This window comes from Mammaliicoccus sp. Q-M61, assembly GCF_022386055.1.
Taxonomy (GTDB): Bacteria; Bacillota; Bacilli; order Staphylococcales; family Staphylococcaceae; genus Mammaliicoccus; species Mammaliicoccus sciuri_A.
In genome coordinates, this window is the sequence record NZ_JAJNJL010000001.1 from 1 (window position 1) to 24,297 (window position 24,297).

Sequence of the window (24,297 nt, forward strand, 5' to 3'; positions counted from 1 at the left end):
ATGAGTCTGATCCATCTTCAGATCAACCAACGGACAAAGATGGTGATGGTAAACCTGATATTGAAACTCCGAAGGATACTGATGGCGATGGTACACCTGATAAAGATGACAAAGACATCGACGGCGATGGTGTAAGTAATGAAGATGAAAAACTGATTGGTACGGATCCAAACAACCCTGATACTGACGGTAATGGTGTGAGCGATGGTGACGAAGATCACGATAGCGATGGTATTCCTAATAAAGATGAGTCTGATCCATCTTCAGATCAACCAACGGACAATGATGGTGACGGTAAACCTGATATCACAACTCCGAAGGATAATGGTTCTGATATGAACTCTGATTCTAACAATAACTCAGATTCTAATACAGACAGCAGCTCTGATAGTCAATCTGATAAAGATTCTAACTCTGCTAATGACAGCAACTCAGATTCTAACTCAAACAGTGGATCTAACATGAACTCTGATTCTAACAATAACTCAGGTTCTAATACAGACAGCAGTTCTGATTCTAACAATGATTCTGGTTCTACCACTGATAGTAGTTCTGATAGTAACTCAACTTCAGATGCTAACAACACATCTGATTCAGACTCTAACTCAAATAGTGGTTCTGATAGTAACTCAACTTCAGATGCTAACAACACATCTGATTCAGACTCTAACTCAAATAGTGGATCTGACATGAACTCTGACTCAAACAACAACTCAGGTTCTAACACTGATAGCAGTTCTGATAGTCAATCTGATAAAGATTCTAACTCTGCTAATGACAGTAGCTCTGACTCTAATGCGAACAGTGGTTCTGATTCTGCTACAGATAGCAATTCAGCTACTGACAGTTCTTCTGATTCAGATTTGAACTCTAATAGCGGTTCTAATACAGATAGCAGTTCTGATAGTGACAGTAATTCGAACTCAACATCAGATAGCAACACTGATAGTAGTTCTGACTCTAACAGTACTTCAAATTCTGGCTCTGATTCTGATTCAGACAAAGATACTGACGGAGATGGTACACCTGACAAAGATGACAATGACATCGACGGTGATGGTGTAAGCAACGAAGATGAAAAACTTATCGGTACTGATCCTACAAATCCTGATACTGACGGTAATGGTGTAAGTGACGGTGACGAAGACTACGATAGCGATGGTGTTCTGAACAAAGATGAATCTGATCCTAAATCTGATACACCAACGGATAAAGACGGTGACGGTAAACCTGATATCTCAACTCCGAAGGATACTGATGGCGATGGCATCACAGATAAAGATGACACTGACATCGATGGTGACGGTATAAGTAACGAAGATGAAAAACTTATCGGTACTGATCCTACAAATCCTGATACTGATCACGATGGTATTTCTGATGGTGATGAAGATCATGATGGTGATGGTATTCCGAACAAAGAAGAATCTGATCCAAATTCTGATAAACCAACGGATAAAGATGGTGACGGTAAACCTGACATTGAAACACCGAAAGATACTGATGGTGATGGCATACCAGATAAAGATGACACTGACATCGATGGCGATGGTGTAAACAATGAGGATGAAAAACTTATCGGCACTGATCCTACAAATCCTGACACTGACGGTAATGGTAAGAATGATGGAGAGGAAGACTTTGATAATGATGGCGTAACAAACCAAAATGAATCTGATCCTGAATCTAATAAACCAACAGATGAAAATGGTGACGGTAAACCTGATATTACTACTCCAGATGATACTGATGGTGATGGCATTCTTGACAAAGATGACACTGATAAGGATGGCGACGGCATTAACGATGAAGATGAAATCCTTATTGGCACAGATCCGTTAGATCCAGATACTAATGGTGATGGCGTAAATGATGGAGACGAAGATCATGATGGTGACGGTATACCTAATAAAGATGAATCTGATCCATCTTCAGATAAACCAACTGATAAAGATGGTGATGGTAAACCTGATATCACGACTCCTCATGATACTGATAGTGATGGAATCCCTGATATTGATGATGAAGACATCGATGGTGACGGTGTTAACAATGAAGATGAAAAACTTATCGGTACTGACCCAACTAACCCTGACACTGACGGTAATGGTGTAAGTGATGGAGATGAGGATTATGATAGTGATGGTATACCAAACAAAGACGAATCTAATCCAAATAAAGATAAAGTAACTGATAAAGATGGTAATGGTAAACCGGATATCACGACTCCACAAGATACTGATGGTGACGGTATCCCTGATAAAGATGATACTGACATCGACGGTGATGGTATCAACAATGAAGATGAAAAATTAATTGGTACTAATCCTAATAATCCAGACACTGACCATGATGGTATCCCAGATGGCGATGAAGACCATGATGGCGATGGTATTCCAAATAAAGATGAATCTAATCCAAATTCAGATAAACCAACTGATAAAGATTATGATGGAAAACCAGATGTATCTACGCCAACTGATTCTAATAAAGATACTGACGGCGACGGTAAACCTGACAGAAATGATAATGACATCGATGGTGACGGTATCAACAATGAAGATGAAAAACTTATTGGTACTGATCCATTAAATCCTGATACTGACGGTAATGGTGTGAATGATGGTGATGAGGATTACGATAATGATGGTTACTCAAACAAACACGAATCTAATCCTAAATCTGACAAACCAACTGATAAAGATGGTGATGGTAAGCCTGACATCTCAACACCTACTGATACAGATGGAGATGGTATTATTGACTTAGATGATCCTGATATCGATGGTGATGGTATCAATGATTACGATGAGATAGAAATTGGTACTGATCCATTAAATCCTGATACTAATGGTAATGGTATCCCTGATGGTGACGAAGATCACGATGGCGATGGTATTCCAAATAAAGATGAATCTGATCCAAACTCATTTGATGTCACTGATAAAGATGGCGACGGTAAACCTGACATCTCAACTCCGAAGGATACTGATGGCGATGGCATCCCTGATAAAGATGACAATGATATTGATGGCGATGGTGTTAATAACGAAGATGAAAAACTAATTGGTACTGATCCAACTAAAGTTGATACTGACGGTAATGGTATCGATGATGGTGATGAAGATTACGATGGTGACGGTTACTCAAATAAAACTGAATCTAATCGTAAATCCGATAAACCAACGGACAAAGATGGTGACGGCAAACCTGATATCACGACTCCAGCTGATACTGATGGCGATGGTATTATCGACAAAGATGATACTGATGTTGATGGTGATGGTATCAACGACTATGATGAGATTGAAATTGGCACTGATCCATTAAATCCAGACACTAATGGTAATGGTATCAATGACGGTGACGAGGATTACGACGGTGATGGTATTCCAAATAAAGACGAATCTAATCCAAATTCATTTGATGTAACAGATAAAGACGGCGACGGTAAACCTGACATCTCAACTCCGAAGGATACTGACGGTGATGGAACACCTGACAAAGATGACAATGACATCGATGGTGATGGTGTAAGCAATAAAGACGAAGAATTGATTGGTACTGACCCAACTAAAGCTGATACTGATGGTAATGGCATTCCTGATGGTGACGAAGACCACGACAAAGATGGTATTCCAAACAAAGATGAATCTGATCCTAAATCAGATACGCCAACTGATAAAGATGGCGACGGTAAACCTGACATCTCAACTCCGAAGGATACTGATGGCGATGGTACACCTGACAAAGATGACAACGACATCGATGGTGATGGTGTAAGCAATAAAGACGAAGAACTTATTGGTACTGACCCAACTAAAGCTGATACTGATGGTAATGGCATTCCTGATGGTGACGAAGACCACGATAAAGATGGTATTCCAAACAAAGATGAATCTGATCCTAAATCTGATTCACCAACAGATAAAGACGGTGATGGTAAACCTGATATTACTACACCTAGTCAATCTGCATCGAATACACCTGGATATGATTCTAAAGACCAAGCTCCAACTCCAGTTAAACCTGGTTCTGAAACTAAAGTTCCACAAACTGGTGATAAAGAATTACCACCTGGTACGAAGTTTGACGTTCCAGCTGACAAAGTTCCAAGTGGATGGACTGTAGAAGTTGATCCTAACACTGGTGATTTAACAATCGTTCCACCGAAGGATGTTACACCTGGTACTGAAGTTGATATTCCAGTTACAGTGACTTACCCAGACGGTTCTACTGAAGAACTTCCGGTTAAAGTTGTCGTTGAAAAAGCTACTGAAAAATCACATGCTGATGACAATACACCTGGATATGATTCTAAAGACCAAGCTCCAACTCCAGTTAAACCTGGTTCTGAAACTAAAGTTCCACAAACTGGTGATAAAGAGTTACCACCTGGTACGAAGTTTGATGTTCCAGCGGACAAAGTTCCAAGTGGTTGGACTGTAGAAGTTGATCCTAACACTGGTGATTTAACAATCGTTCCACCGAAAGATGTTACACCTGGTACTGAAGTTGATATTCCAGTTACAGTGACTTACCCAGACGGTTCTACTGAAGAACTTCCTGTTAAAGTTGTTGTTGAAAAATCAACTGACAAACCAGCTGATAAGTCTAACGCTGACGACAATACACCTGGATATGGTTCTAAAGATCAAGGTCCTACACAGGTTAAACCTGGTTCTGAAACTAAAGTTCCACAAACTGGTGATAAAGAATTACCACCTGGTACGAAGTTTGACGTTCCTGCGGACAAAGTTCCAAGTGGATGGACTGTAGAAGTTGATCCTAACACTGGTGATTTAACAATCGTTCCACCGAAGGATGTTACACCTGGTACTGAAGTTGATATTCCAGTTACAGTGACTTACCCAGACGGTTCTACTGAAGAACTTCCGGTTAAAGTTGTCGTTGAAAAAGCTACTGAAAAATCACATGCTGATGACAATACACCTGGATATGATTCTAAAGACCAAGCTCCAACTCCAGTTAAACCTGGTTCTGAAACTAAAGTTCCACAAACTGGTGATAAAGAGTTACCACCTGGTACGAAGTTTGATGTTCCAGCGGACAAAGTTCCAAGTGGTTGGACTGTAGAAGTTGATCCTAACACTGGTGATTTAACAATCGTTCCACCGAAAGATGTTACACCTGGTACTGAAGTTGATATCCCAGTTACGGTTACTTACCCAGATGGTTCTACTGAAGAACTTCCGGTTAAAGTTATCGTTGAAAAATCAACTGATCAACCAGCTGATAAGTCTAACGCTGACGACAATTCACCTGGTTATGGTTCTAAAGATCAAGGTCCTACACCGGTTAAACCTGGTTCTGAAACTAAAGTGCCACAAACTGGTGATAAAGAGTTACCACCTGGTACGAAGTTTGACGTTCCTGCGGACAAAGTTCCAAGTGGTTGGACTGTAGAAGTTGACCCTAACACTGGTGACTTAACAATCGTTCCACCGAAAGATGTTACACCTGGTACTGAAGTTGAAATTCCAGTTACAGTGACTTACCCAGACGGTTCTACTGAAGAACTTCCGGTTAAAGTTGTCGTTGAAAAAGCTACTGATAAATCACATGCTGACGACAATACACCTGGTTATGGTTCTAAAGATCAAGGTCCTACACCAGTTAAACCTGGTTCTGAAACTAAAGTGCCACAAACTGGTGATAAAGAATTACCACCTGGTACGAAGTTTGATGTTCCTGCGGACAAAGTTCCAAGTGGATGGACAGTAACTGTTGATCCTAATACTGGTGACGTTACAGTTGTTCCACCTAAGGATGTAACACCTGGTACTATGGTTGATATACCAGTTACGGTTACTTACCCAGACGGTTCTACTGAAATCGTTCCTGTTAAAGTTGTAGTCGAAAAACCTGCTGACAAACCTGCTGGTAAGACTCAAGCTGATGACAATACACCTGGATATGGTTCTAAAGATCAAGGTCCAACTCCAGTTAAACCTGGTACATCAACTCATATCCCACAAACTGGCGATAAAGAGTTACCACCTGGTACAAAGTTTGACGTTCCTTCAGACAAAGTTCCAAGTGGATGGACTGTAACTGTAGATCCTAACACTGGTGACATTACAGTTGTTCCACCTAAGGATGTAACACCTGGTACAAAAGTTGATATTCCAGTAACCGTTACTTACCCTGATGGTTCTAAACAAACTGTAACTGTTGGTGTTGTAGTTGAAAAAGCTTCTGATAACACAGATGCTGGTTCTAGCAATATGAATGGTATGGATAGCAAAGCTGCTGATCATGCTGGACATATGGCACAAAATGAACAACAACAAAGCACTAATGGTATGGAAAGTTCTAAAGATAACATGATGAATAAAGATAACAAAGAACAAGCAAAAGTATTACCAGACACTGGTGAAACACCTGCTGAAAATGCTACTTTATTCGGAAGCTTATTCGCAGGACTTGGCTCATTATTCTTATTCGGTCGTCGTAAAAAAGAAGAAGAAGAACAATAAAATATAATGAGTAATGAGGGTCTGGAACATTAATGTTCCAGACTCTTCATTTTTAATTTTATTTAAAATAAAATGATTATTTTCATTTTTGTCTATACATATTTGAATTCAGATTAAAAAAGTTTTATATACATATATTGAAATTGAAAGGACTGAAAGAGCGTGAATGCTAAACAGCAAATTAAAAGTATTATAAATGAACATTCTGATTGTGAAAGGTTGTTTATAAGTATTGGACATCCTAAAGTTAAAGCCGTTGTTAAAAGCTTTAAATTATCGAACAGTAATCAAATGATTAAATTTGTCGAAACATATCGTAAGAAGAGTGGTAAAGCAGCTAAATGGATTAAAATTGATATTGTGACATCTGTTGAAGATATCCCATTTGATGATTTAAAAGAAGACTTAGTTCATACAACTAGAAATCATGTTGAGTATGGTTTTGTATTAGATTCCAATTGGCACCTAGCATTTTTACTAGAAGAAATAAACAGCAATGCTTTTATTAGACCAACAAACGAGAAAGGGATATTCATACTTTCTGAGAAAAATATCAATCATTATTTAAGAAAGTATAAGAAGAATTACAATTTATATTTACACAAAGATTATGAAGGCAAAGTAGTTCAGAGATTCTATACGAAAAGTTATTTTATTGAAGATGAACAGGTTATCAATTTAGAACAAGAAGGCTATATGAAAAGGTTAAGACCAGTAGATAATCTTCCAGTTGAAATTGATTGTATGATTCAAACGAATACAGATTATTTGATGAATCTTATACAAGATAATGGTAAGTATCATTATGGTTATTTTCCACACTTTGATATCAATATCAATGCTTATAACAATTTATGTCATAGTTCAACAACTTATGCATTTATCAAGTCATTATCATATTTGAAAAAGAATGTGAGTATTGCTAAGAAACCGATAGATTACATTATCAATCATTATTTATATAAACACGACGGTGCAACATATGTATTTGACGATACACACTATATTAATGAAATTAAATTAGGTCAGAATGCTGCATTTATACTAGCTGTATGTGGTTATATACAATACGGTCGTTCGAATAAGAAGTATTTAAAAGCAGCTCAAAGTGTTGCGAAAGGCTTATTAAACATGATTGATGAGAACGGAGAAACAACACATGTGTTGAATTATCCAGATTTAACAGTTAAAGATTCATTTAGAGTCATTTATTATGAAGGTCAAGCAGCTTTAGCGTTATTAAAATTATATCAACTGGATCAAAATGAAGAATGGTTGAATACTGCAAAATTACTTTATGAAAAATTTATTCAAAAATCATATTGGAAACACCATGACTATTGGTTAAGTTATAGTACAGAAGTATTGATTCAAATAGAACCAGCAGAAAAATATTATCAATTTGCTTTTCAAAATTTAGGAGAACATTTGAATAACGTACAAAATCGTCAATCAACAGATCCATTATTACTAGGCATGTTAATGGCTACATATAATATAGTAGAAAGTGCGAAACAACATGACCAATCTGAGTTGATTAAACAATATTTTGACGTTGATTTATTAGTTGATACGATTCATAGAAGAGCTGATTATATGAGATCAGGTTATTTTTATCCTGAAGTTGCAATGTATTTCCAAAATCCAGAGCGCATATTAGAGGCATTCTATATTAAACATGAAGGTTATCGTGTAGAGATAGATGATATCGAACATTACTTAACAAGTTATGTAGAGTATTTGAAAGTATTCAATCAATAAGAAAATCCTACCTTTTCCATTGAAATGGAGTAGGTAGGATTTTTATTGAATTTGTATGAAATTATTCGCTAATCTTACCATTTCTATACATTGATTTAGCAATGTAACCAAATGGTACGTTAGATAATGTTGTGAGCAGTTTTAAGAAGTATGTCGTAAAGAATATTTCAAATACAACATTGTTTGGCAAGTTACCATAGAACGCAATCAATACAAAGATCGCAGTATCAACTATTGAACTGACAACTGTACTTCCGTAAGCTCTTATATAAAAAGTTCTATCTGAAGAGAATTTCTTCTTAATTAATGTGAATAATAATACATCTAAATGTTGACCAATGATATATGCAATGATGGATCCAAGTGCAATTCTTGGTACAATATTAAAGATTGTTTCAAGTGCTTCTTGAGAGATATCTTCCTGTGCAGGAATAAACGCTAGAGAGCACTGTAATAATATAACCATGACGATTACTGAAGAAAATCCAAGCCAAACTGCTTTTCGTGCTTGTTTTCTACCATAGATATCGTTTAATATATCTGTTGCAAGATATATTGATGCGAACATAACATTTCCAAGTGTTGCACTAACTGAAAAGAGTTCTACTGTTTTAATAACCTGTATATTTGCTATAATAGTACCTATAGCAACCCAAACGAACAGGCCTGTTTTTCCAAAAAATCGGTATAGAACGAGCATCAATATAAACGTAACGAAGAAAGTTCCAATACCTATTAATTCATTATACATAACTTTGTTCCTCCTAAATTTTGATATAGCGGGTGTTTAGAAACCGCGATAATCGAACTTATCTATTATACGGCTCAAAGTTATAAAAATCAATAAGCTTTATCGTAAACAATTTGTATGATGAATGTTATAATAACGGTCTAGTAAGGGAGTGACACTCATTTTAGCTCAAGAAGAGAAACAAGCAATTAAACAAATAGATCAATTGATGGAAACATACTGTAAAGGGTGTTTATTAAAGACACACTATAGAGAAACAAAGGGTAAACACCAAGCACATCAGTATTGTATATCGGAATGTTCTATCGGTATACGCATTAAACAATTAGGTAACAAGTTGCAATAAGGAGGATATTATGGAAATTGTTAGAGTTGAACCGACACCAAGCCCAAATACGATGAAAATCGTTTTATCATTTAAGAAAGAAGATAGGTCTTCAAATACTTATACTGAAGTGAATGATCATAATCCAGAATTCATTAACCGTATTCTTCAATTAGATGGTATTAAATCTGTATTCCATGTTATGGACTTTATCGCTGTAGATAAACGCCCAAAAGAAAACTGGGATACTTTACTTAAAGACGTTACAGCAGCCATCTCAGGTTCAGATCAAGAAGGGGACTTTGCTGAAAATCAAGTAAATGAACATTTCGGTGAAGTAAAAGCTGAAGTCTTAAAGTTTAAAGGTATACCTTATCAAATTAAATTAACAACACAAGATGAAGAGAAACGTAAACAACTTCCTGAAATTTATATTGATAGTATGCTAAAAGCAACGAAAGACTCAGATAACGTTGTCTTTTTAAGAAAATGGGAAGATTTAGGTGTACGTTACGGCGAAGTAGAGGAAGTATTAGCAACCGTTCAAGAAGAAATATTAGCATTGTACCCTAAAGAGAAATTAGAGGCTTTAGTTGAAGAAGCTTTAACAAGTGACATTACCATTCCTGAAAAGCAATTTGTACATGTTGATAAAGAAACTTTTGAACAAGAAGAGGATTGGAAAGTAAAATTAAGAATGTTAAATGACTTTCCAACACCAACAGAAGACGATTATCCATTGTTAGATGTAGCGTTAAATGATGAAAAGCCACAAGTACGCAGAATGGCAATCGTACTATTAGGTATGATCGAATCAAAAGAAACATTACCTTATTTATACAAAGGTATGAAAGATAAAGTTGTTTCTGTAAGAAGAACAGCTGGTGACTGTTTAAGTGATTTAGGATTTAAAGAAGCGTTACCAGTGATGATAGAAGCATTAGAAGACCCTCAGAAAATTGTAAGATGGCGTGCAGCTATGTTTATATTCGATGAAGGTGATGAAACTGCTTTAGAAGCATTGAAAAAAAGACAAGACGACCCAGCTTTCGATGTTAAATTACAAGTACAAATGGCAATTGAAAGAATTGAAAATGGTGAAGAAGCATTAGGTTCTGTTTGGAAACAAATGGCTAATAGAAAGAAAGAGGGATAAAATATGAATGCATATGAACAATATATGAAAGAACTTGCTCAACCAATGAGAAGTGAATTAACTGGACAAGGCTTTGAAAGTTTAGAATCAGCAGAGTCAGTTAAAGAATATATGGAGAACGCACAACCGAATGAAACAACATTTATCGTCGTAAACTCTGTATGTGGATGTGCAGCTGGTTTAGCACGTCCTGCAGCTGTTACAGTAGCTCAACAAAATGATAAAAAACCTTCTAGAATCGCTACAGTATTTGCTGGACAAGATAAAGAAGCAACTGAAACAATGAGAGAATATATCGCACAAGTACCATCAAGTCCATCAATGGCATTATTTAAAGGTAATGAGCTTAAATACTTTATGCCACGTGAACATATTGAAGGAAGAGATATCCAAGAAATCTGTTTGGATATTAAAGACGCTTTTGATGAATACTGTGACTAATATTCGTATCACAACTGCCGTTAAATCAAATGCATCTCTCTACAAACAAGTAGAAGATGCATTTTCTATGTTATCTCAATTAGAATCCATTCAGAATGTTCAAATCATTAAACGAAGAAAATTAACGATTAATCAATTATTTCAACGAGATCCGGCACCATTAATTGTGTTTGAAAGTAGTGGACCAAAACTCTATTTCACGCCAGATACACCGATATATTTTCATTTAGATACTGTCAAAGTTAAATTGCACATGATGAAACAACATAAGATGCCTGTACTAATTGAAATGTTAGATGAAATAACAACAGATTTTACAACATTTAATTTTATAGATGGCACGATGGGCTTTGGGCGAGATACTTATTTAATATTAAAGCATTATCAGAAAGCACATGTGTATGCAATAGAACAAAATCCACTTATCTATTATGTTATTTCTGAAGGCATGAAACGCTATTTAACAGAAGAAGAATTGAGACGAATTCATTATATAAACGATGATTATCACCATTGGATAGAACAACATCCAGAATTGGTCGATATCTTATATTTAGATCATATGTTTGAACAGACACTTGATGAAGACGATAGAATGGGGGAACTTTCACGTAATATTGAAATACCTTCAGAAATCAAAAGTGTATCTCATTTCGAATATTTAATCGTAAAAGCACATTATAAAAGCGAGATTTTCAAAAAGTTTAATACAATACAATGTATAAGGAAAAGCACTAAAACACATTATGGACTGAGAATAAATCAGGGTTATAAATTTGAGTGATGGACGTAATCATTTAAAAATACAAAAACTGGGACAATCTCTTGTCCCAGTTTTTGTATATTAACCCTTATTGATACTATTCTGTAATGCACATACTAATCATATAGCATAATAATAAGAAGAACCCTAAAGTAGCAAAAATTTCATTCATTGAAATAGCCTCCTTCGTTTTGTTAGCACTTTGTTAATTTATATCCATTATACCTAATAATCTGGAAATTTTCTATATTATATCAGTAGTAAATTACCGATAATTTCGTTAATATAGTAACAGGAGAATATGAAAAAGAGGTGCTCAAATGAATAACTTTGATAAAGCGTATCACGATTTATGTAAAAGGGTATTAGAAGAAGGCGAGAATAAGGACGATAGAACGGGTACGGGTACGATTTCTATATTTGGTCACCAAATGAGATTTGATTTATCTGAAGGTTTTCCGTTATTAACAACTAAAAAGGTTTCTTTTAAATTAATTGCAACTGAGCTTTTATGGTTTATTAAAGGCGATACAAATATAAGATATTTATTACAATATAAGAATAACATTTGGAACGAGTGGGCTTTCAAGAAATGGGTTGAAAGTAATGACTATGATGGTCCTGATATGACAGACTTTGGTCGTCGTTCGTTAGTAGATGATGAATTTAATGAACAATATAAAGCACAACTTGCGATATTCAAAGATAAGATTCTAAATGATGATGATTTTATGATAAAATACGGTGACTTAGGCAATGTTTATGGTAAACAATGGAGAGATTGGAAAGATCAAGATGGTAAACGATTTGACCAACTTAAGACTTTAATTGAAAACATTAAACACAATCCTAATTCAAGACGCCATATTATTTCTGCTTGGAATCCAACTGAAATAGATACAATGGCATTACCACCTTGTCATACATTATTCCAATTTTATGTGAAAGACGGAAAATTAAGCTGTCAATTATATCAGCGAAGTGCGGATATATTCTTAGGTGTGCCTTTTAATATTGCAAGTTATAGTTTATTAACACATTTAATTGCGAAAGAATGTGGATTAGAAGTAGGCGAGTTTGTCCATACGTTTGGAGACGCGCATATTTATAAAAACCATATAGACGCAATAAATGAACAACTTTCAAGAGATTCTTACGATGCACCTAAACTTAATATCAACACAGATAAATCATTATTTGATATTGAATACGAAGATTTAGAAATTGACGGTTACGAATCACATCCAAGTATTAAAGCACCTATTGCAGTTTAAAAAGGAGTAATTTAAATGAAATCAATAATAGTTTGTCATGATCAAAATCGCGTAATTGGCTTAGACAACAAGATGCCATGGCATTTACCAAATGACTTAAAAAGAGTTAAAGCATTGACGACTGGAAATACGATCGTTATGGGAAGAAAAACATTTGATTCTTTAGGAAAGCCATTACCGAATAGACGTAATGTTGTATTAACGACAAATCCATCTTTTGAACATGAAGGTGTCGATGTGATTCATTCTTTAGATGAAATCGATCAACTTGATGGACATATCTTTATCTTTGGTGGTCAAGGACTTTATGAACAAATGATGGACCGCGTTGACGATATGTATGTAACAGTAATAGAAGATAAGTTTCAAGGCGATGCCTTTTTCCCTCCATACGACTTCAAAGATTGGACGGTTCTTTCATCTGAATCAGGCGAACTCGATGATAAAAACACTTTACCACACACTTATATGCATTTGGAAAGGAAAAAATAGTATGTTAAGAACGACGAAAACAATCGGTTATATTATAGGTTATGCAGCACTTGTGTCTTCACAATTAAACAAAGTTAAGCATAAGAAGACATTGATTAATGATGTCCGTAAACAAGATGAAATGATCTTTTTATATGCAAAAAGATGGGCTTCACGCATTCTAGATTCAGCTGGTGTTACAACACACTTGTCTGGCAATACAGAACCATTTGATGAGCCTGTATTATACATTTCAAATCATGAAGGTAATTTTGATATTCCTGTATTAATTAATCATTTACCACAACCATTTGGATTTATTTCAAAGACTGAAGTTCAAAAAATTCCGTTTTTAAGTCCATGGATGGAAGAAATGAATTGTATATATTTAGATCGTTCAAATAGACGCGCAAGTTTACAAATGATAAAAGATGGTATTAACAAATTAAAAGAACAGCATTCTTTATTAATTTTTCCTGAAGGTAGTAGAAGTAAAGGCGGAGAAATGAAAGAATTTAAAGCAGGTTCTTTTAAATTAGCTAAATCAGCTAAAGTTAAAATTGTACCTATTGCGATTTATGGGACATCTAAAATCATGGAAGCTCAAGATTCTAAAAAAATGGTCCCTGGTGATGTTTATGTACACATTCTAGACCCAATTGAGCCTTCTATTTTTGAAGATAAGACCATGCAAGAAGTAAGTCAATTTGTACAAGGAAAAATTAGTAATACTGTTCAATCATTAAAGGAGAATCATTATGTCAAAAATTAAAATAGTTGTTGATTCGACGACAGATTTATCAGCAGACTTTTTAGAAGAAAATAACATTACTGTCGTACCCCTAAATATACTAATCGATGGTGTTACGTACGTAGACCAAGAGGATATTAGCTCAACAGAATTTCTAGAAAAAATGAAAGACGCTAAAGAACTACCTAAAACAAGTCAGCCACCAATTGGTAAAATTGTTGAAACATATGACGCATTAGGAGCAGATGGTTCTGAAATTATTAGTATTCATATGACTTCTGAGTTATCTGGTACATTTAGTGCAGCGCAACAAGCAGCACAAATGACAGAAAGTAAAGTTACAGTTGTGGATAGTCAATTCATTTCATTAGCATATGGATTCCAAATTGAAGAAGTCGTGAAGATGATCAACGCAGGTAAGACTGTTGAAGAAATCGTTGAAGAAATTGAAGTGATTAAAAATAATTTAAGACTATTTGTTGTCATTGGTAATATCGACAACTTAATTAAAGGTGGTAGAATCGGTAAAGCGAAAGGCTTACTTGGTTCATTGATGAATATTAAACCAATTGGCGAATTGATTAACGGAAAAATCGAAATGATGCATAACGCAAGAACGCAAAATGCTATCGTTAAATATTTAATGAAAGAATTAGATGTCTTCTTAGAGAAGAAAGAACTTATTAAAATTGGTATTGCAGATGCGAATGCAGAACAATTGATGACGAAATTGATAAATACAATTAAAGAAAAGAAAAATTTCCACTTGTTTGATACTGCAGTAACGACACCAGTCGTTTCAACACATACTGGTGAAGGTGCTATTGGCGTGTTCTTCTATGGAAAATAAACATTGGATGAATCATAGAGCTTGGTTTTATGCTTTTATTATATTAATTATTCTAATACTTGGTGCTCTAGCTTATGTATGGTCTCAAATTTCAGACGGTACAAACCATCCAACCATAAATACAGAACAAACTAAGAAAGATTTCACCATTTCTTTTGATAATGCACAATTAGAATCGTTAATGAATGCTTCTATGAAAGATTATGATATTCAATCACGCATCACTAAGAAATCATTGTCATTTGATACTCGTACTAAAATTTTAGGCAAAGATATTGATATAACACTTCAAACGAAACCTAAAAAGTTAAATAACGATACAATCTATTTCAAAATTCAATCGATAGATATTGGTAAATTAAATATTTCAAATCCATTTATTCTATCTCAAATCAAAAAATATAGTGAACTTCCACCATATATTCATGTAAATCCTAAAGATGAATCCTTCAATTTATCTTTAAATCAGTTGGAGATTGATAATGTTGAGTCTATACAAATTCAAACATTAGATATTTCAGACAAAAAATGGTACTTTGATATTAAGTTAAAGTAACTTAACATCATTAAAGGAGGTACAACTATGGCATATGCAACGTTAGCTGGGGGATGTTTTTGGTGTTTAGTTAAACCTTTCAATGAATTCCCTGGTATTATTGAAGTGACTTCCGGATATAGTGGTGGTCATGTTGAAAATCCAACTTATGAAGAAGTTTGTACAAATCAAACTGGTCATGTTGAAGCTGTTCAAATTGAATACAATGAAGATGAAACAGACTTTGAAGCTATTTTAGATATATACTTTAAGACTTTTGATCCAACAGATAACAAAGGTCAGTTCTTTGATAGAGGCGAAAGTTACGAACCAGTTATTTTCTACCACGACAAAGAACAAGAAGAAATAGCGCATAACAAAATCAATCAATTAAATGAACAAAATATTTTTGATAAACCAGTCATTACGCCAGTTAAACCGTACAAGAACTTTTACCCTGCGGAAGAATATCATCAAGATTATTACTTGAAGAATCCCGCACATTATCAAGGGTATCAACAAGGTTCTGGACGTAAAGCATTTATAGAAAAGTATTGGGGGCGTTAAGATGCTTAAAAAAAGTAAAGATGAATTAAATGAAATGGAATATCTCGTAACACAACAAAATGGTACAGAACCACCTTTTCAAAATGAATATTGGAATCACTTTGAAAAAGGGATTTATGTAGATAAATTATCTGGTAAACCTTTATTCACTTCAGAAGAAAAATTTGAGTCTGATTGTGGTTGGCCAAGTTTTTCAAAAGCATTAGATGATGAAGAAATCATCGAACTTGTTGATAAAACACATGGTATGATTAGAACTGAAGTACGCTCTGAAGATTCAGATAGTCATTTAGGTCATGTCTTTAATGACGGTCCTAAAGAATCTGGTGGCTTAAGATATTGTATTAATTCAGCTGCTGTACAATTTATTCCATATGATAAATTAGAAGATTTAGGGTATGGAGAATTAGTAAATCATTTTAAAAATTAGAGGAGTCGATTGTAATGTTTAAAAAATTATTTGGCGGTAACAAATCAAAAGATACAAATGTTGAAGTATTTGCACCAATTTCAGGTGAATATGTAGCAATTGAAGATATTCCAGATCCAGTATTTGCTCAAAAAATGATGGGTGAAGGATTCGGTATTAAACCAACAGAAGGTGTTGTAGTAGCACCATTTGATGGAGAAGTTGTGAATGTATTCAAACCTTCAAATCACGCTGTAGGTATTAAAGCAGCTAACGGATTAGAAGTATTGGTACACGTAGGTTTAGAAACTGTTCAATTAGGTGGAGAAGGCTTCGAAGCACTTGTTAACACTGGTGATACAGTAAAACAAGGCGATGAGTTATTAAAATTCGACATCGAAACAATCGAATCAAAAGTAAAATCAGTAATCAGCCCTGTAATTATTACAAACACAGATGACGCTGAAGAAATTAATATCGAAAAATTAGAAAGTCTAGTTAAAGGTGAAACTAAGGCTATTGATGTGAAAATGAATAAATGAAACAATATTCTTTCTATCAGTACGCACTAACAAAGCGAAGTGAAAAAAGCGAAGTAGGTAAGTTGGCAGATTTAATCTTCCAAGACTTATCATTCCCTAAATTCACAAACGATTACCACACACTTTCAGATTACTTAGAAACAGAAGCCATGTTCACACAACCAATGAGCGTCTTCGATGACTTATTCGAATCATACGAAGAGTGGTTGAAATTCTAAGGTAAGGTAAAACACCTCATTTTCAAGCGGAAATGAGGTGTTTTTTTCATTTGTAGAGTTAGATGATGGGGGGCTAATTACCACAATTCGGGATTGTGGTAATTAGAGACCGCTAAATTCCATTATTCTGAATTCTGGTAATTAGAATGCTGTAACTTCCATTATTCTGAATTGTGGTTGTTAGAACGCGCTAACTATCATTATTTCGAATTCTGGTAATTAGAATGCGCTAACTATCATTATTTCAAATTCTGGTAATTAGACGGGCCATTCTTACGGACATTTCTCGGAATTCTGTCCCTAACGACACCCGTTACACTCACGATATGAACATTTTTCCTTATTAATTCGTTCACTTTGCTGTTTCCCACACCAAAGTGTTTTTATTTATATGATTTAACTGTTAAAATAAATTATATTTGACAAGAAAGTTGTGAGTAAATGAAACCTTTTAAAAAGAAACAAAGTCGGCAAATAACGCTTCCTTTATATAAGTTATTCATTATATTATTTGTTACGGTCTTATTAACGGCTGTTGTATCGTTTGCTTCGTATAAATTCGGTTTATACTTTGGCAATGACCAACAAAAAGAACTTAACAAAATTGAAGAGGCTTATAAACAAATTAATAACGACTATTACAAAGATGTTGATGACGACAAATTAACGCAAGGCGCTATTGATGGTATGATCAAATCTTTAGATGACCCTTATAGTGAATACATATCCGCTAAAGATACAACAAGCTATAACGAAGAAATTTCTGGTGATTTTGTTGGAATTGGTGCAGAAATGGAAATGCACGATGGCTACGTTAGAATTACGAGTCCTATGAAAGATTCTCCTGCTGAAAAAGCTGGCGTGAAATCTTTAGACGTTATTACGAAAGTTGACGATGAATCGATTAAAAATAAATCTTTAAATGAAATCGTCAAAAAAGTAAGAGGTAAAAAAGGTACTACTGTTACGTTAACAATTAAACGAGAAGGTAAAGAACCTTTCGATGTGAAAATTAAACGTGACAAAATCCATCTTACAAGTGTCGATTATACGAAGAAAAATGACACTGGCGTCATTGCAATTTCTAAGTTCCAAAATAAAACAACAAAAGAATTACAATCTGCATTGAAACAAGCTAAAAAAGACAAAGTGAAACATGTCGTTTTAGATTTAAGAAACAATCCAGGTGGCCTATTAGATGAAGTTGTGACAAGCGTTAACTTGTTTGTTGATAAAAATAAACCTGTTATATATCTAGAAACGAAAGGTGATAAGCCACAAGCAGTTGAAACTGAAAACGACAAAATGTCTGGTATTGACGATATGGACTATACGGTACTCGTTAATAAAGGTTCTGCAAGTGCTGCCGAAATATTCGCTGGTGCTTTACAAGATTATAAAATTGCAGACGTACTAGGAACAACGACTTTTGGTAAAGGTATCGGTCAAGTTCATAAAGAATTTAGCGATTCTAGTATTTTAAAATATACAAACATGAGATGGTTAACACCTAATAAATCTTATATTCATAAAAAAGGTATTCAACCAGATAAAACCATTAAAGCACCTAAATATGAAGAAATTGAAATAATCGATCCAAGTAAAACTTACCAAGAAGGCGATCAATCTAAAGAAATTAAATCAATTAAGATTGGTTTGAACGCTTTAGGGTATAATATTAACAATGAAAATGACAAATTTGATGCCCAACTGACATCACAAGTTAAATCATTCCAAAGTGACCATGATTTAACAGCAAATGGTATTTTCACAGATGATACAACTAAGAAATTTATTGAACTTTTACGCAAGAAAATCCGCAGTGAAGATAAACAACTTGATGAAGCAATACAATATATGCATAAGTAAATGGGGGAAACTAGTTTGAGAAAAGCAACAAGATCAGATATTCAACATATTAATCAATTAACAGAAATGGCTAAATCGATTATGGAGAACGACCAGAATCCTCAATGGGATCATCGTTATCCTTTAGAGAAGCATTTCTACGAAGATATAGATAACGGAGACTTATATCTATATGAAGAAAACAATGACATTGCAGGTTATATATGTGTCAATCAAGTACAAGCTGAATGGTATAAACAATTCGACTGGCCAGCTAATACTAACGGCGCATATGTCATTCATAGAATGGCTACAAATCCTGAATATAAAGGTATCGCAATGAAGATGATGCAATTTGCTATTGATATTGCTACTGAAGCAGGCACGCCTATTATCATAACGGATACATTTTCACTCAATAAACGTGCACAAAGACTTTTTGAAAAATTTGATTTTATTAAAATAGGTGAATATGAAACAGATGAGTTTCCATTTGATAAGAACGCACCATTTTATGCATATTATAAATTGATAGAGAACGAGGAGAAATAAACATGAAGAAGATAGCATTTACCGGTGGCGGTACGATAGGACATGTTGCAGTAAATTTAGCACTGATTCCTGAAGCACAAAAACGTGATATCGAAACAATATATATTGGATCTAAAAACGGTATAGAAAAAGAAATGATTACTGACTCTGCCAAAGATACGAAATATATTCCGATATCAAGTGGTAAGTTACGTCGATATTTATCTTTTGAGAATTTAAAAGATGTCTTTAAAGTATTAAAAGGTGTATTAGACGCTAGAAAAGTATTAAAAAAAGAAAAACCAGATTTAGTCTTTTCTAAAGGTGGATTTGTCAGTGTTCCAGTTATTATCGCTGCCAAATCATTAAAAATTCCATCAATTGTACATGAATCAGATGTTACACCTGGTTTAGCAAATAAAATATCAATGAAATTTGCTAATAAAATGTATACAACTTTTGAAGAAACTTTAAAATATGTACCTAAAGAAAAATCAGATTATATTGGTGCGATTATTAGAGAAGATTTAAGAGATGGCTCTAAAGAAGAAGGTTATCAATTAACGGGCTTTAATGATCAATTACCTGTATTACTCGTAATGGGTGGTAGCTTAGGTTCTAAAGCTTTAAATAAAGCGATTAGAGATAACTTAGACTATTTAACAAAGAAATATCAAATTATTCATTTAACTGGTAAAGGTCATGTAGATCATAGTATTAAAAACGACAACTATGTCCAATATGAGTTTGTTTCAAATGAATTAATGCACTTCTATGCGATTACAGACACTGTCATCAGTAGAGCAGGGGCTAACGCTATATATGAATTTGCGACATTGAAATTACCTATGTTATTAATCCCACTTGGTTTAGATCAATCTAGAGGAGACCAAATTGATAACGCTAAAATTTTCGAGAAAAATGGATATGCTAAAGTATTACAAGAAAAAGATGTCGACCAATCTAATCTGATCAGTCAACTTGATAAATTAGAAAACGAACGTGAAGCTATTATTGACAAAATGTCACATTTCAAAGAAAGTTATACTAAAGAAACACTATTTAACAAAATCGAATCAGACATAAAGTAAAGGGGGCAATCGAATGAGCCAAGCAAACCGTACTTTACTCATACTAATATTTAGTTTGATATTTGGAGTCATTGCATTTTTCCATGAATCAAGACTCGGTAAATGGATTGATAATGAAGTTTATAACTTTATATATTCAACTGAAAGCTTTATAACGACTTCTATAATGCTTGGTTTCACAAAACTAGGAGAAGTTTGGGCAATGATTGCCTTATCACTCATTGTGATTTGTTACTTAAAACTTAAAAAATATAACATTGAAACATTATTTTTTGCAGTTACGATGATTTTATCAGGTACATTAAATCCACTTCTTAAAAATATATTCGACAGAGAAAGACCAACTTTACTTAGACTGATAGATATATCTGGATTTAGTTTTCCAAGCGGACATGCAATGGGATCCACGGCATTTTTCGGATCACTAATATTCATTATATTTAGAGTGGCGAACAAATCTATTCGACCTTATTTGATGGGGTTATGTGTCATTTGTATCGCAATGATATCATCATCACGCGTATATTTAGGCGTACATTATCCAACTGATATCATTGCTGGTATAATCGGTGGCGTCATTTGCATAATGCTAACTCAAAGTATGTTACGAAAGAAATTATAGATGAGTATGGAACAGGTGAGCTGTTCCATACTTTTTTTGGATTAAATAGGGGATGTGCGGATGTTATTTCGGGCGAGGTGAATATAGTAGCGTCGTTACGAACAAGTTTGTCCAGAAGTGTTCATAAGACACCCGTTATGAACAAGTTTGGCCGAAAGTGTTCATAAGGCACTCGTTACGAACAAGTTTGGCCAGAAGTGTTCATAAGAACCGCGTTATTTGCAGTTCTTACCAAAAGTGCTAATACTGGTACCGTTATTTGCAGTTCTGGCCAAAAGTGCTAATACTGATACCGTTATTTGCAGTTCTCGCCAAAAGTGCTAATACTGATACCGTTATTTGCAGTTCTCACCAGAACTGCTCATAACGCTTCTATTCCTCTATTAAATCCAAACAAAAAACAGCCACAGTGATTTGGACAGAATCACTGCGGCTGTTTTACTTTTATGGGCATAAAAGGGGGTTATAGAAAATGTTCAATCCATACTTAGAGGGGGAACTCTTTTATTTGATTGATAATCATTTTCAATTACTATTATAACCAATTGAGAATGAATGTCAATTAGTTATTTAAATTTTTTACTATTTTAAATGATAAAATAGTAATGCTCATATATAATGAACATGTTAAACTCGAAAATGTTATCTTTTACTAGAGGGGGAACTCTTTCATTGATAATCATTTTCAATTACTATTATAACTAACTGAGAATCATTGTCAATTAAAAATTGAAAACTTTTATAATTTTATTACGAGGTGGCACTATGAAAAAGATACTCATCATAGAAGATGAACAAAATTTAGCAAGATTTATAGAATTAGAACTTAAGCATGAGGACTATGAAGTGGAAATATGTAATGATGGTGAGAGTGGATTAAACCAAGCTCTAGCTGAAGATTACAATTGTATATTATTAGATCTCATGTTACCAAAAATGAATGGTCTTGAAGTATGTAGACGTGTTCGTCGTGAGAAAGATACGCCGATTATTATGATAACGGCTAAGGGCGATACATATGATAAAGTTATTGGTCTTGATTATGGCGCAGATGATTATATCGTTAAACCATTTGATATTGAAGAATTATTAGCGAGAATTCGCGTTATTATTAGAAGAAATGTAACAGTTGAACCAGTAAGTCACACAATTACTGTTAATGATTTAACAATTGATAAAAATGCTTTTTCTGTATCTATCCATGGTGAATCTGTTGATTTAACGAAGACTGAATACGAATTGTTATTATTATTGGCTGAAAATCAAAATTTCGTCTTACAAAGAGAGCAGATTTTAAATCATGTATGGGGTTATGAGTCAGAAGTTGAGACAAATGTTGTGGACGTATATATTCGTTATTTACGTAACAAACTAAAACCATTCAAGAAAGAGAATATTATCGAAACTGTTAGAGGAGTGGGATACGTGATTAGATCATGAAACAACAATCATTAAAGACTAAATGGATGATGCTCACTACGACGATTACGTTTATTATATTTGCTTTGTTCAGTATGTTTATCATTTATTTCATTAGTTTATATTTGAAAGACCAAGAAACAAGCACAGCAACAAGAAGTACATACGACACTATTAATTTATTGAAGACGAAGACACTTGGTCAAATTACTTCAACTGATATTAATGCGACGATAACGGATAATCAAAAGCTTGTGCTATATGATAGATTTGGTAAACCAATTTTTGAAGAAACACATAATAATGATTTAGATTATACGCCTAAATTTGAACGTGTGAGTCAACTTAAAGTTTATGAAACGAAACAAAATAATAAATCATATATTGTCGTTTATACACCTGTAAACACAAGTTATTTCAGTGGTTATGAAGCTGTTGTCCATCCACTAGCAAATTATGATGCCATTATTAAATTTATGATTATACTAGCAACTGTATTTGGATTAACGGCATTGTTCTTAATTGCATTAATCAGTTATGTATTCTCGTCACAAATCACAAAACCTATTACGATATTATCCGATAAAATGAAACAAATTCGTAGAGACGGTTTCCAAGAAAAGCTTGAAGTACCCACAAACTATGAAGAAACAGACGATATGATCCAAACATTTAATAGAATGATGGAACAATTGGAAAGTTCTTTCGACCAACAGAAACAATTCGTCGAAGATGCTTCACATGAATTGAGAACACCGCTGCAAATTATACAAGGGCATTTAAACCTCATTCAAAGATGGGGTAAAAACAATCCAGAAGTATTAGAAGAATCTCTAGATATTTCTATAGAAGAAATGACACGCATTACGAAACTCGTCGAAGAACTTCTATTATTATCAAAAGACGCTCGATCTAGTACAGGTGATGAGATTGATATTGTCGATATCAACTATGAAATAAATTCTAGAATTAAATCATTAAAGAAATTACATCCAGATTATACATTCAATTTCGAATCAAATTACAACGCTATTAGAATGAATATCAATCGATTTCATTTTGAACAAATGTTATTAATCTTTATTGATAACGCTATGAAATATGATAAGAAAAATAAAAACATTGAAATTGTGACGAATTTAAAAAATAGAAATATTACAATTGATATTATTGACCATGGTGTGGGCATACCTCAAAAAGACTTAGAATTCATATTTGACCGCTTTTATAGAGTTGATAAATCACGTTCTAGAAAAGAAGGCGGCAATGGACTCGGCCTTTCAATTGCTAAGAAATTAGTTAATTCTTATGATGGAATTGTAAAAGTTGAAAGTGTTGTGAATGAGTACACAAAAATATCAGTTGTATTCAAAGAATCTTTTATAAACAAATAAGTTCAATATTGTCAAATTAGCCTTTAACTCAATACTGTTAAGTGCTAAAATGGAAATGTAAACGGTTTATAATTTTCT

22 protein-coding genes are annotated in these 24,297 nt (G+C 34.0%); 21 read left to right on the forward strand and 1 reads right to left on the reverse strand.

The window, feature by feature from the left end; all coding sequences use genetic code 11:
• Positions 1 to 6,500 (forward strand): Rib/alpha-like domain-containing protein (locus tag LQ677_RS00005; protein ID WP_275583238.1); only part of this gene is annotated, 6,500 nt, incomplete at its 5' end.
• A gap of 162 nt (positions 6,501 to 6,662) precedes the next feature.
• Positions 6,663 to 8,261 (forward strand): poly(glycerol-phosphate) alpha-glucosyltransferase, encoded by a 1,599-nt coding sequence (locus LQ677_RS00015; RefSeq protein ID WP_239747967.1) that lies wholly within the window; start codon positions 6,663 to 6,665, stop codon positions 8,259 to 8,261.
• A 61-nt stretch (positions 8,262 to 8,322) separates the two neighbouring features.
• Here the strand turns inward: LQ677_RS00015 and LQ677_RS00020 are convergent, their stop codons facing one another.
• The gene (locus LQ677_RS00020; protein ID WP_239747968.1) at positions 8,323 to 9,012 is read right to left on the reverse strand and encodes a queuosine precursor transporter; all 690 of its coding nucleotides are present in this window, start codon (positions 9,010 to 9,012) and stop codon (positions 8,323 to 8,325) included.
• A gap of 151 nt (positions 9,013 to 9,163) precedes the next feature.
• Here LQ677_RS00020 and LQ677_RS00025 point away from each other — a divergent pair, with 151 nt between their 5' ends.
• From LQ677_RS00025 to LQ677_RS00115, 19 genes are all read left to right on the forward strand, one after another.
• Positions 9,164 to 9,358 carry a zinc-finger domain-containing protein gene (locus LQ677_RS00025; RefSeq protein ID WP_049318859.1) on the forward strand — a complete coding sequence of 65 codons (195 nt, stop codon included), beginning with the start codon at positions 9,164 to 9,166 and terminating at the stop codon, positions 9,356 to 9,358.
• Between the two features lie 10 nt (positions 9,359 to 9,368).
• Positions 9,369 to 10,493 carry a virulence factor gene (locus LQ677_RS00030; protein ID WP_126477646.1) on the forward strand — a complete coding sequence of 375 codons (1,125 nt, stop codon included), beginning with the start codon at positions 9,369 to 9,371 and terminating at the stop codon, positions 10,491 to 10,493.
• Between the two features lie 3 nt (positions 10,494 to 10,496).
• The gene (locus LQ677_RS00035; RefSeq protein ID WP_025906276.1) at positions 10,497 to 10,934 is read left to right on the forward strand and encodes a BrxA/BrxB family bacilliredoxin; all 438 of its coding nucleotides are present in this window, start codon (positions 10,497 to 10,499) and stop codon (positions 10,932 to 10,934) included.
• Positions 10,918 to 11,718, forward strand: a complete 801-nt coding sequence (locus LQ677_RS00040; protein WP_196308259.1) for a class I SAM-dependent methyltransferase — start codon at positions 10,918 to 10,920, stop codon at positions 11,716 to 11,718. The genes LQ677_RS00035 and LQ677_RS00040 overlap by 17 nt, the downstream gene beginning before the upstream one ends.
• A 299-nt stretch (positions 11,719 to 12,017) precedes the next feature.
• Positions 12,018 to 12,971, forward strand: coding sequence for a thymidylate synthase (locus LQ677_RS00045; RefSeq protein WP_196308260.1), 954 nt, complete (start codon positions 12,018 to 12,020; stop codon positions 12,969 to 12,971).
• 15 nt (positions 12,972 to 12,986) lie between these two features.
• Positions 12,987 to 13,463 carry a dihydrofolate reductase gene (locus LQ677_RS00050; protein WP_196308261.1) on the forward strand — a complete coding sequence of 159 codons (477 nt, stop codon included), beginning with the start codon at positions 12,987 to 12,989 and terminating at the stop codon, positions 13,461 to 13,463.
• 1 nt (position 13,464) lies between these two features.
• Positions 13,465 to 14,214, forward strand: a complete 750-nt coding sequence (locus LQ677_RS00055) for a lysophospholipid acyltransferase family protein (RefSeq protein WP_196308262.1) — start codon at positions 13,465 to 13,467, stop codon at positions 14,212 to 14,214.
• On the forward strand, positions 14,201 to 15,043 hold the full coding sequence (locus LQ677_RS00060; protein WP_196308263.1) for a DegV family protein: 843 nt from the start codon (positions 14,201 to 14,203) through the stop codon (positions 15,041 to 15,043). Before LQ677_RS00055 ends, LQ677_RS00060 begins: the two co-directional genes overlap by 14 nt.
• A complete protein-coding gene (locus tag LQ677_RS00065; RefSeq protein WP_239739351.1) occupies positions 15,033 to 15,599 on the forward strand; it encodes a DUF2140 family protein in 567 nt (188 codons plus the stop codon). Before LQ677_RS00060 ends, LQ677_RS00065 begins: the two co-directional genes overlap by 11 nt.
• A gap of 27 nt (positions 15,600 to 15,626) precedes the next feature.
• Complete coding sequence (gene msrA / locus LQ677_RS00070; protein ID WP_037560246.1) at positions 15,627 to 16,145, forward strand: peptide-methionine (S)-S-oxide reductase MsrA; 519 nt, start codon at positions 15,627 to 15,629, stop codon at positions 16,143 to 16,145.
• Between the two features lies 1 nt (position 16,146).
• A complete protein-coding gene (msrB, locus tag LQ677_RS00075) occupies positions 16,147 to 16,575 on the forward strand; it encodes a peptide-methionine (R)-S-oxide reductase MsrB (RefSeq protein ID WP_025906285.1) in 429 nt (142 codons plus the stop codon).
• 14 nt (positions 16,576 to 16,589) lie between these two features.
• Complete coding sequence (locus LQ677_RS00080; protein ID WP_239747969.1) at positions 16,590 to 17,096, forward strand: PTS sugar transporter subunit IIA; 507 nt, start codon at positions 16,590 to 16,592, stop codon at positions 17,094 to 17,096.
• Positions 17,093 to 17,314 (forward strand): YozE family protein, encoded by a 222-nt coding sequence (locus LQ677_RS00085; protein ID WP_025906287.1) that lies wholly within the window; start codon positions 17,093 to 17,095, stop codon positions 17,312 to 17,314. The genes LQ677_RS00080 and LQ677_RS00085 overlap by 4 nt, the downstream gene beginning before the upstream one ends.
• 441 nt (positions 17,315 to 17,755) lie before the next feature.
• On the forward strand, positions 17,756 to 19,183 hold the full coding sequence (locus LQ677_RS00090) for a S41 family peptidase (protein WP_191835565.1): 1,428 nt from the start codon (positions 17,756 to 17,758) through the stop codon (positions 19,181 to 19,183).
• The gene (locus LQ677_RS00095; RefSeq protein WP_191835564.1) at positions 19,184 to 19,714 is read left to right on the forward strand and encodes a GNAT family N-acetyltransferase; all 531 of its coding nucleotides are present in this window, start codon (positions 19,184 to 19,186) and stop codon (positions 19,712 to 19,714) included.
• A gap of 2 nt (positions 19,715 to 19,716) precedes the next feature.
• Positions 19,717 to 20,784 carry an undecaprenyldiphospho-muramoylpentapeptide beta-N-acetylglucosaminyltransferase gene (locus LQ677_RS00100; RefSeq protein ID WP_191835563.1) on the forward strand — a complete coding sequence of 356 codons (1,068 nt, stop codon included), beginning with the start codon at positions 19,717 to 19,719 and terminating at the stop codon, positions 20,782 to 20,784.
• Positions 20,785 to 20,797: 13 nt separating this feature from the next.
• Complete coding sequence (locus LQ677_RS00105; RefSeq protein WP_037590506.1) at positions 20,798 to 21,406, forward strand: phosphatase PAP2 family protein; 609 nt, start codon at positions 20,798 to 20,800, stop codon at positions 21,404 to 21,406.
• Positions 21,407 to 22,171: 765 nt separating this feature from the next.
• Positions 22,172 to 22,846 (forward strand): response regulator transcription factor, encoded by a 675-nt coding sequence (locus tag LQ677_RS00110; protein WP_037590505.1) that lies wholly within the window; start codon positions 22,172 to 22,174, stop codon positions 22,844 to 22,846.
• Positions 22,843 to 24,219: a HAMP domain-containing sensor histidine kinase gene (locus tag LQ677_RS00115; protein WP_191835562.1), complete on the forward strand. Its 1,377-nt coding sequence runs from the start codon at positions 22,843 to 22,845 to the stop codon at positions 24,217 to 24,219. Before LQ677_RS00110 ends, LQ677_RS00115 begins: the two co-directional genes overlap by 4 nt.
• Positions 24,220 to 24,297: the final 78 nt, after the last annotated feature.

Coding starts and splice junctions, on each gene's coding strand:
- LQ677_RS00080 (WP_239747969.1), top strand. CDS start 16,590: ATGTTTAAAAAATTATTTGGCGGTAACAAATCAAAAGATACAAATGTT.
- LQ677_RS00065 (WP_239739351.1), top strand. CDS start 15,033: ATGGAAAATAAACATTGGATGAATCATAGAGCTTGGTTTTATGCTTTT.
- LQ677_RS00035 (WP_025906276.1), top strand. CDS start 10,497: ATGAATGCATATGAACAATATATGAAAGAACTTGCTCAACCAATGAGA.
- LQ677_RS00115 (WP_191835562.1), top strand. CDS start 22,843: ATGAAACAACAATCATTAAAGACTAAATGGATGATGCTCACTACGACG.
- LQ677_RS00110 (WP_037590505.1), top strand. CDS start 22,172: ATGAAAAAGATACTCATCATAGAAGATGAACAAAATTTAGCAAGATTT.
- msrA (WP_037560246.1), top strand. CDS start 15,627: ATGGCATATGCAACGTTAGCTGGGGGATGTTTTTGGTGTTTAGTTAAA.
- LQ677_RS00040 (WP_196308259.1), top strand. CDS start 10,918: ATGAATACTGTGACTAATATTCGTATCACAACTGCCGTTAAATCAAAT.
- LQ677_RS00030 (WP_126477646.1), top strand. CDS start 9,369: ATGGAAATTGTTAGAGTTGAACCGACACCAAGCCCAAATACGATGAAA.
- LQ677_RS00085 (WP_025906287.1), top strand. CDS start 17,093: ATGAAACAATATTCTTTCTATCAGTACGCACTAACAAAGCGAAGTGAA.
- LQ677_RS00050 (WP_196308261.1), top strand. CDS start 12,987: ATGAAATCAATAATAGTTTGTCATGATCAAAATCGCGTAATTGGCTTA.
- LQ677_RS00100 (WP_191835563.1), top strand. CDS start 19,717: ATGAAGAAGATAGCATTTACCGGTGGCGGTACGATAGGACATGTTGCA.
- LQ677_RS00060 (WP_196308263.1), top strand. CDS start 14,201: ATGTCAAAAATTAAAATAGTTGTTGATTCGACGACAGATTTATCAGCA.
- LQ677_RS00045 (WP_196308260.1), top strand. CDS start 12,018: ATGAATAACTTTGATAAAGCGTATCACGATTTATGTAAAAGGGTATTA.
- LQ677_RS00095 (WP_191835564.1), top strand. CDS start 19,184: ATGGGGGAAACTAGTTTGAGAAAAGCAACAAGATCAGATATTCAACAT.
- LQ677_RS00020 (WP_239747968.1), bottom strand. CDS start 9,012: ATGTATAATGAATTAATAGGTATTGGAACTTTCTTCGTTACGTTTATA.
- LQ677_RS00055 (WP_196308262.1), top strand. CDS start 13,465: ATGTTAAGAACGACGAAAACAATCGGTTATATTATAGGTTATGCAGCA.
- LQ677_RS00105 (WP_037590506.1), top strand. CDS start 20,798: ATGAGCCAAGCAAACCGTACTTTACTCATACTAATATTTAGTTTGATA.
- msrB (WP_025906285.1), top strand. CDS start 16,147: ATGCTTAAAAAAAGTAAAGATGAATTAAATGAAATGGAATATCTCGTA.
- LQ677_RS00090 (WP_191835565.1), top strand. CDS start 17,756: ATGAAACCTTTTAAAAAGAAACAAAGTCGGCAAATAACGCTTCCTTTA.